The organism is Bacillus sp. SM2101, assembly GCF_018588585.1.
Lineage (GTDB): Bacteria > Bacillota > Bacilli > Bacillales > SM2101 > Nanhaiella > Nanhaiella sioensis.
Window position 1 is genome coordinate 50,134 of sequence record NZ_JAEUFG010000026.1, and the last position, 8,594, is coordinate 58,727.

The window sequence follows — 8,594 nt, forward strand, 5'->3', positions numbered from 1 at the left end:
ACTAAATATATCGTTTACTTCACTTCTAACACGAAATTATAAAGAGCATCACCATCAGATACATTTGTATTTTCCTTATCCATCCACCATACACCGTAGCTATAATAATAAATTCCCTTGTCCATTGGTGCGAAAAAGGTGTTGTTTTCTACAGTAACATCAGAAGTTTTAACACCTTCAATTTGCGTTACATGGATTTTGGTAGGCTTTGGTTCATAATGCATGACAAACTTTACTACTTCACCTGACCTCACTTCAATAGGTGTTTCTCCTTCCAACAATTCCACTGGCCCAGCTGTATCAACGCAAATGTTTGAACTTTTTGAAGTTTTCCAACAGTAACTCCCTAGTATTGTTTCATACTGTTTATTATTTATCTCAATTAGTGCAATTGGTGGCTCACTTTCAATCACTTCATTATTAGAACATGCAGCTGTAATTAGTACGAAAAAAATGATAGGAGTATACATTAGTTTTTTCATTTTTTATATCCTTTCTATTTAACTTATATAATATTTTTTGTTATAACGTATTAATAATCTGCTATACGCTAATAAGCTACACTGGATTTGATGATTAAATCATTAATGTAAAAGGAGAATTATTGTATAGATGTCAGTTTTATCACATGTAATGATCCTTATAACAAAATCTAATCTCCTGTTTCAGCCCTTGCTTCCACTAATGAAGATATAGGTTTTTCTCCTTCTTGAGTCGTGTTATGAAACCCCCTACTTTTAAACTCTTTATGACCATGTCAATTGTATAATGTAAAATACACCATATTCTATAAAAATATGTTAACTTAAGGAATTTTTTATGTTTATTTGAAATTATTTCACTCATAAACCCGTTATTATAAATGATAGAAGAATCGAGAAATGCGCATGATCGTTTTAACTTGTCAGGAGGTCATTATGGAAGAAGAACTGAAATGGGTAGAAGAAGTGCTAAGTGGCAATAAACAAGTCTACGCACACATTATTAATAAATATAAAAATTCGTTATTTGCAACGATTCTACGGATGACAAAAAATGCACAAGACGCACAAGACTTAGTGCAGGAGGCATTTATAAAGGTGTATCATCAGTTGCATAAATATGACAGCCAAGGCTCGTTTTCTAACTGGATGTATCGAGTGGCTATTAACCATTGTATGGACGAATTTAGGAAGAAGCGTTATAAGATGAAGCAGGTTGAAATCAACGAAGTAGATCTATTAAACATGAATGATCCTGAAGTCATTTTCTTAAAAAAAGAGAAACAAAGGCAGCTTGAACGCTTAATCGAAACGTTACAAGAAGATGAGCGTATGGTTATTTTGTTACGGTATGTAAATGAACTCAGCTATAACGAAATAAGTGAGCTGGTAGACTTGCCTTTATCAACTGTTCGAAATAAACTTCATCGGGCAAAGAGCAAGATGAGACGTACAGTAAAACAAGGAGGGGATTACTTCTATGAATTGTCCAACGACAGATAAACTTTCTCAGTATGTAGATCAATTACTTCTGATACAAGAACACACTACAATTCAACATCATTTAAAAGATTGTGTGCATTGTCAGCATGTCGTAAATGCTTTTCAAGATGAGCAAAGATTTATAAAGGAAACATTACAAACACCTACACTACCTGATCAATTTGCTTCCACCGTTCTAGACCAGTTAGAACCATACAAACAGAAGGTTACTCGCAAGAAGAGGTCGACTAAAAAAAGAATCATGCTCACTGTAGCAGGCATCATTTTAACTGTAAGCTTAAGTGCGGTATTACAGCCTAGCTTTGCTCAATTAATTGGTGGCCTGTTTTCTACAAATCAAGTGGATGATGGCTTAAGAATGGCGTCCCAAGCTGGTGTCGGTGAAAGAGTAAACCTTGAAGTTACTGATCAAAATATAACATTTAAAGTTGAAGATGTCATTGCAGATCCTTCTCGTCTAGCTATATCATATCAATTGATAAATGAGCATGGCAAAATAATTGACTATGACATTGACTGGTCTGTCCATCCTAAGGACATGGACAATGACATTTCAGCAATCATTCAAAATGGCAAAATTATTCCTATGGAACGGAAGAGTTGGATGAAGCGTGAAGATGATTATGGGTTTATTGAATTCCCTTTAAGAGAATACGAGGAATTAGGAGAGGCGTTCACGTTAGTATTTAACATATCTAATATTAATGGTGTAAAGGGCAATTGGCAGCTAGATGTTCCAGTGGACTTAACAAGGAGTCTACAATTAACTCATACATTACCCTTAAATGATGTAAGTACTACCTATAATGGAGTGATGATCACGATGAAGGAAACACGCTATGCTCCATCATCATATGAACTACTGTATGAAACATCATTTACGGAGGAAGAATTAGCAAAGGTTGAAGAAAATATACAAAATTTTGAAGAACAGTATGGTGAAGACATCATTAGTGGTTTAACACGATATGGGTCTGATGTTAATTATCATTTGGAAAATGAAGAACATAAAAACATACATGAAAATGATCGTACCTATCATGACGCAATCTTCCAAGATAATTCCATAGATTCTAATTTTCATAGTTTAGGTACTTCTAACGAAGATTTAGCACTGCTTGGGCATAATGCATGGAGTACATTTTTCACCCCGCTAGGTGAGGATGAAAAACTGACTTTTGTGCTTGGCGGCGTGGCAAAAACAGTCCCTTCAGATTTTTCGATAACAATTATTCCTAAAGAGTTAAAGAAAAATCCAGTTACATTTGAATATGAGGGAAACTATATGACAATTACAAAAGCAAAAAAACGTAATGAATATTCTTTGCGAAAAGCTATTATTCCTATTGAAATAGCAACCAACTTCACTATTGAAATGGAAGGTGGCAAGGATGAGTTAGCGTCTGAGTTCGTTCATTGGATAATAGAAGATGATAAGGGCAATGTATATCCAACATTCGATACAAAATCAATTCTCAATAAAAAAGATAAAAACGATCGTTATAAAACGACAATTGACATTCGAGCGTACGATTTAGAGGAGATTCCAGAAGAATTAACATTACACTTACTTTCGGTTAAACGCTTTTATGAATTGGATAAACAATGGCAGGTCCCGCTTTATCAAATTGCAGAATGATATTGTAACCCTTTTTTAGAAATATAGATCATCAGCATTACAACTAGATTGAACCTCAATATTCAATACCGAATAATAAGGTTCTGACTTTACAGTGAATACTTGGTTATCATCAATTTTCATAAACAATAGCAGCTAAATTTACGAAAAGAATTTAAGAAATAATATGATTATGAAGTTTTTTTAAAAAAGTTGAAAAGGACTTACGAAAGTTGTTGTTTACATGTTTGTATCAGTTCCTGTCAATCTTTGTTATTTATATAGTGTTGTAATGTTTGGGATGCTAGGATATCAACCTTAAAAGTTATTTTTGTTCATCACCTAGTCAGTTCATTGCAAAAGAAATATAACAAAATTGTTTGATCTTTGTATCTAGGAATGTCGAGTCGTTTTATTGAAAAAGTGAATGAACGCCCAATAAGTAAGTTTGAAGATGAGGAACGATTATGTAAAGTTGTTTTTATAATATTTAACTTGGTTGCCTTAAATATGAATTAAAGTCAAAGCAATTCGTTTCAAATACAGGTAATGTTACAAGCTACAAGACAATATAATAAAAGAGATCATGAAAGGTTTGACACAATAAACTTGATCGCCAACATTTACAGAATGTGAGAAAAAAATATAAATAAAAGAAACCCCAAACTAGTAATTTTAGAAGCATGTTTGGGGTTTTATTATTTTAGCTTTTATTTTTATTAAAGGTCAAGCCTTCGCATAACTCTCATCACTTTGACTAGGGAAGCTGATGAAACAGGGCTTAGGAATAAGAATGAGTAACTTATATGATTGTTTTCTAATATCCACCATTATAAAACCCATTCAAAGATGGTATTTGTCCTCTGTAATATCAGAGTTATTACTTAATCTAAATATTATGTGATCGAAAGGCAGCGTTCTACATTCAAATTAAAACAAGGAAGTGACTTGAATGAAACAGTTAATTAGATTAACGTTGTTTTCCATTTTCCTCATCAGCTCAGTTGCTTGCAGTAACGAAGCTGTAAATGATGAAGAAGTTCATGAACTTGTTATGGCATACAAAAAAGAGCAGTACACAATAGAAGACCCGTCTGCACCCCCTTCAGAGTTTGAAATTTCCGAAAATGTTAGTCACTATTTATCTGAAGATGCTTTATATGAACAAAATATAAATAGAATCTTTGATATAGCCCCTAAAGTTGCAAAAAAGCTAAACAAAAAAATTGAATTAGTAGATGTAGTACTTGTAAAAGGTGAAGAAGATGAAAATAGCAATATAGATTATGATTATACGATAAAATTAAAAATCGGTACTGATGAGATTATTGAAGTAAATGGACATGTAACAATATCTAATGACAATGGTTTGAAGATCATGAGCGACTTTGATCACTTTCGTCATATAGGAGCTAGGTTTATGAATAAATAAGTGTATTAAGCGAGACTAAAGAGTTTAAATCGTAATTGTCTATTGAATGGCACGAAATGAGGAGCAAATTTAACTTGTTATTTATGAGTTTTATCACAGTAGTATGATCAAATGCTCGTTTTAGCATAGATGTCGAAGAAAATAGTTTTTCTCCACAATTTCTTAATTTTCTGGATTGGTTGTTTATATATTTTGATTCACCAAAGCAAAGACACTAAGCGGCATCACTTTAGAATAGGAATAAAGCCTCTGGATCTTGTTGGTAAGATTGTAATAAAAAATTTACTAGCGAAGATGGTGGCTGAAATATGATTATAAGATATCCCCTAGCTAAAGGTGGTTCGACAATATTTTCATGTTGAAGAACCGTATTTAAGAGAGGGTTTAGGGTGAGATAGACGTGATAACGATTATCCCATCCTATTTGTGCGCTGTAATTTTTGGGTGAAGTTCGTGATGCAAAAAGAAAAACTGAATGCTTTTGGTTATGTTTCAGGTGTGGGCTTACAACATGGTTATATGGAAGTATACTCGTACATCCTGAATAATGTCAGGGTATTGGTCAAGCTTTAGTAAGAGTATGATTGAGAGAGTCAGAACGGTTTGGCTTGGGTATCATCACTTTAACACATAGCAAAAAGCATTTGAAATTTCATTGAAAATGTGAATTTACTCCTTGTTAGGGCGGGATATGGGTAAGCAAAAAGATTGATAATATTTACAACTGATTTGTAAAGAAAGCGGGGTTCAAATGTAATGAAAGGCAACGGATTGTCTGTCATCATATAACTTAAGTATTTATAACGAAAGTAATTAGATTGACAGCTAACACAAAATCTCATGTCTATCAGCAACTTAGTTTAAAGTTTAAGAAAATCCTATTTTCGATCAAATAATATTGATGTGAGCATATGTCCTTTCACCGGGAATTTGCTGTTTTTGTAATTGCAAATATTAGGTTCCGAAGGAATATGTCGATATGTTTTTGTTTTTAATAGGGTGATCTATTCGATGATGGCATGCATATAAATATTTTGAAGTTCTGCTCATGACAAGATCGAATCATTCTATAGTTTATTCCTTAATATCATTTAGAATGAGGAAATCAAGTTTTGGTTCCAATGTCTTCATCAAATACATTTAATAGTTTTTTAGTGCCATATTCCATATTAACAACGACTGGTTTAGGGTCATTTTTCGACAAAAAAAGTCATAAAATTTGCAAAAAGAAGAAAAATATTAATTTACAATATTTTCAGTAAATAATATAATAGTTTCAGTGGGCTATAACCACTACATACAAAAAATTACATTTAGGGGGAGATTCAATTTGAAGAAGACAAAGCTGTATTTGCTTCTCACATTGCTGTTAGCATTCACTATGGTCTTTGCTGCATGCGGAAATAGTGAAACAACCTCTGAGACAGAAGAGGTAGCAGAAAGTAACGAAACGACTGAAGAATCAGAAGAACAAACAGAAGAAGAAACAGAAGCGAATGAAACAGGACTTGCAGAAAATCAAGTTTTACGTGTGAATAATAATTCAGAGCCGAGTACTTTAAATCCTGGCTTAGCAGAAGATACAACTTCTTCGGCAGTTTTATTACAATCATTTGAAGGTTTAACGCGTGTCGGTAAAGAAGGTAAGCCTGAGATGGCAATGGCCGAGGATTATGAAATGTCTGATGATGGTCTTACTTATACGTTTAAACTTCGTGATGGCCTAAAATGGTCTAATGGTGACGCTTTAACAGCACATGATTTTGAATATGCTTGGAAATGGGTGCTACAAAACCCTGAAGCAAACTATGCTTATATTCTTGATTATGTAAAGAATGCTGAAGCAGCTAGAAATGGTGAAGTTGACCTTTCTGAAGTTGGTGTTAAAGCACTTGATGATCTGACTCTTGAAGTTCAGCTAGAAAATCCAACTGCTTACTTCTTAGAGCTTACTGCATTTTATACTTATTTCCCAGTGAATAGTAAAGTTTCAGAAGCAAATGCTGACTGGGCATTAGATGCTGGACCTGATTACACTTCAAATGGTCCTTTCAAACTAGCATCATGGGAGCATAACGATATAATTGTACTGGAAAAGAATGAAAATTATTGGGATGCAGATTCAGTAACATTAGAAACAATTGAGATCATTATGATTAATGATCAAAACACTGAATTAACGATGTTTGACAATGATGAGTTAGATTGGGCGGGTGACCCAACTGGTAGTTTACCTTCTGAGGCATTACCAAGCCTTAAAGAAGCAGGTATTTTAAATGTTAAGCCTATTGCTGGTGTATATTGGTATAAATTTAATACTGAAGAAGCACCATTTAACAATAAGAAGATTCGTAAAGCGTTTGCGTATTCAATTGACCGTAAAGCAATTGTTGAAAATATAACACAAGGTGGAGAAGTTCCAGCCTTTGGTATCATTCCACCATCTATCTTCCCAGAAGCAGCTGAAGGGGGATATTTTAAAGATGCGGATTATGAAACTGCTAAACAATTGTTGGAAGAAGGTTTAGCGGAAGAAGGTTATGCAAGTGTAGAAGACCTTCCTGCTATCGAGCTTTCGTACAATACGAATGAAACACATGCTAAAGTTGCACAAGCAATCCAAGATATGTGGAAGAAAAATCTAGGTGTAGAAGTGGAATTATTTAATCAGGAGTTTGCCGTTCATCTTGATGCAATGGATGCGGGTAATTACCAAATTGCTCGTTTAGGATGGCTAGGAGACTTTAACGACGCAATGAACTTCTTAGAAATATATAAAGAGGTCGGCGGAAACAATGATACTCGATGGGAAAATGATGAGTATAAAAAGTTATTGGATGATTCTAACAAAGAGACAGATCCTGCAAAACGAAAAGAGCTTTTAAGCAAAGCTGATGAACTTATCATGGAAGAAATGCCAATTGCTCCAATCTATTATTATACAAATGCGTATGTGAAGAAAGACAACTTAAAAGGCGTTGTAGTTTCTGGATTAGGAGACGTACAATATAAATGGGCATATTTCGAAGCGAAATAACCAATCGATAAATGATAGTGACCGATATATACTAGAATAAAAGTTAACTAACGAGGGTGACTCATAAAGATCCGACCATGAACCCATTTATTGTATATAGGGAATGTTGCCCGGATACTATACAATAATTGGAGTTAGTAGGTCTGACCTTTAGCTTTGAGTCACCTGTTTTTATAGTTCAAGTTAATGTTGCGGAGGTGTACAACCTTGTTTAAGTATATTTTAAAACGTCTTGGATTTATAATAATTACTCTTTTAGTAATTATTACTGTAACCTTTTTCCTTATGAAAGCAGCACCTGGAGGACCATTTACCTCAGAAAAGCCACCACCACCTGAAATTTTAGAAAAACTTAATGAATATTATGGTCTTAATCAGCCTTGGTATGCTCAATATTTTGATTATTTAGTTTCAGTAGCTAGCTGGGATTTCGGTCCATCCTTTAAGTACAACGGACAATCTGTAAATGATTTTATTAATGATGGATTCCCAGTATCATTAATACTTGGACTGGAGGCTATTTTTCTAGCATTGGCTTTTGGAGTATTATTTGGAGTTATTTCAGCTCTCAGACATAATAAGTGGCAAGATTATTCCGTGATGGTCTTTGCAGTATTAGGAATATCAGTTCCTAGCTTTATCATTGCGTCAGTCCTACAATATGTATTTGCGATGAAATTAGGGCTATTTCCAGTGGCTAGATTTGAATCATTTTCTTACCATGTTTTACCTGCAATTGCTTTAGCGTCGACACCGCTGGCATTTATTGCGCGACTTACTAGGTCAAGTATGCTTGAAGTCTTAGCTTCAGATTATATAAGAACAGCGAAGGCAAAGGGCATCAAAAATACCGTTGTCGTCGTTAAGCATGCCATTCGTAATGCCTTAATGCCTGTTGTTTCCTATATGGGTCCACTAACAGCTGGGATTTTAACAGGTAGCTTTATTATCGAGAGTATATTTGGTATTCCTGGGTTAGGTAGCCACTTCGTTCGGTCGATTACAGATCGTGATTATACAACG

Annotated in this window: 6 protein-coding genes; 5 read left to right on the top strand and 1 reads right to left on the bottom strand. The window is 34.2% G+C overall.

All coding sequences use genetic code 11. The annotated features are described in order from the left end of the window. Nucleotides 1-14 precede the first annotated feature (14 nt). A complete protein-coding gene (locus tag JM172_RS19505) occupies nucleotides 15-482 on the bottom strand; it encodes a hypothetical protein (protein ID WP_214484048.1) in 468 nt (155 codons plus the stop codon). Between the two features lie 435 nt (nucleotides 483-917). Between JM172_RS19505 and JM172_RS19510 the strand changes: the two genes are divergently transcribed. The 5 genes from JM172_RS19510 to JM172_RS19530 all read left to right on the top strand — a co-directional run. Beyond that, nucleotides 918-1,484 carry an RNA polymerase sigma factor gene (locus tag JM172_RS19510; RefSeq protein ID WP_214484049.1) on the top strand — a complete coding sequence of 189 codons (567 nt, stop codon included), beginning with the start codon at nucleotides 918-920 and terminating at the stop codon, nucleotides 1,482-1,484. After that, complete coding sequence (locus JM172_RS19515; protein WP_214484050.1) at nucleotides 1,462-3,123, top strand: DUF4179 domain-containing protein; 1,662 nt, start codon at nucleotides 1,462-1,464, stop codon at nucleotides 3,121-3,123. The genes JM172_RS19510 and JM172_RS19515 overlap by 23 nt, the downstream gene beginning before the upstream one ends. A gap of 931 nt (nucleotides 3,124-4,054) precedes the next feature. Further along, a complete protein-coding gene (locus JM172_RS19520; protein WP_214484051.1) occupies nucleotides 4,055-4,534 on the top strand; it encodes a hypothetical protein in 480 nt (159 codons plus the stop codon). A gap of 1,381 nt (nucleotides 4,535-5,915) precedes the next feature. Further along, nucleotides 5,916-7,571: a peptide ABC transporter substrate-binding protein gene (locus JM172_RS19525; RefSeq protein ID WP_214484056.1), complete on the top strand. Its 1,656-nt coding sequence runs from the start codon at nucleotides 5,916-5,918 to the stop codon at nucleotides 7,569-7,571. Nucleotides 7,572-7,778: 207 nt separating this feature from the next. Then, on the top strand, nucleotides 7,779-8,594 hold an 816-nt coding region (locus JM172_RS19530; protein WP_214484052.1), incomplete at its 3' end, for an ABC transporter permease.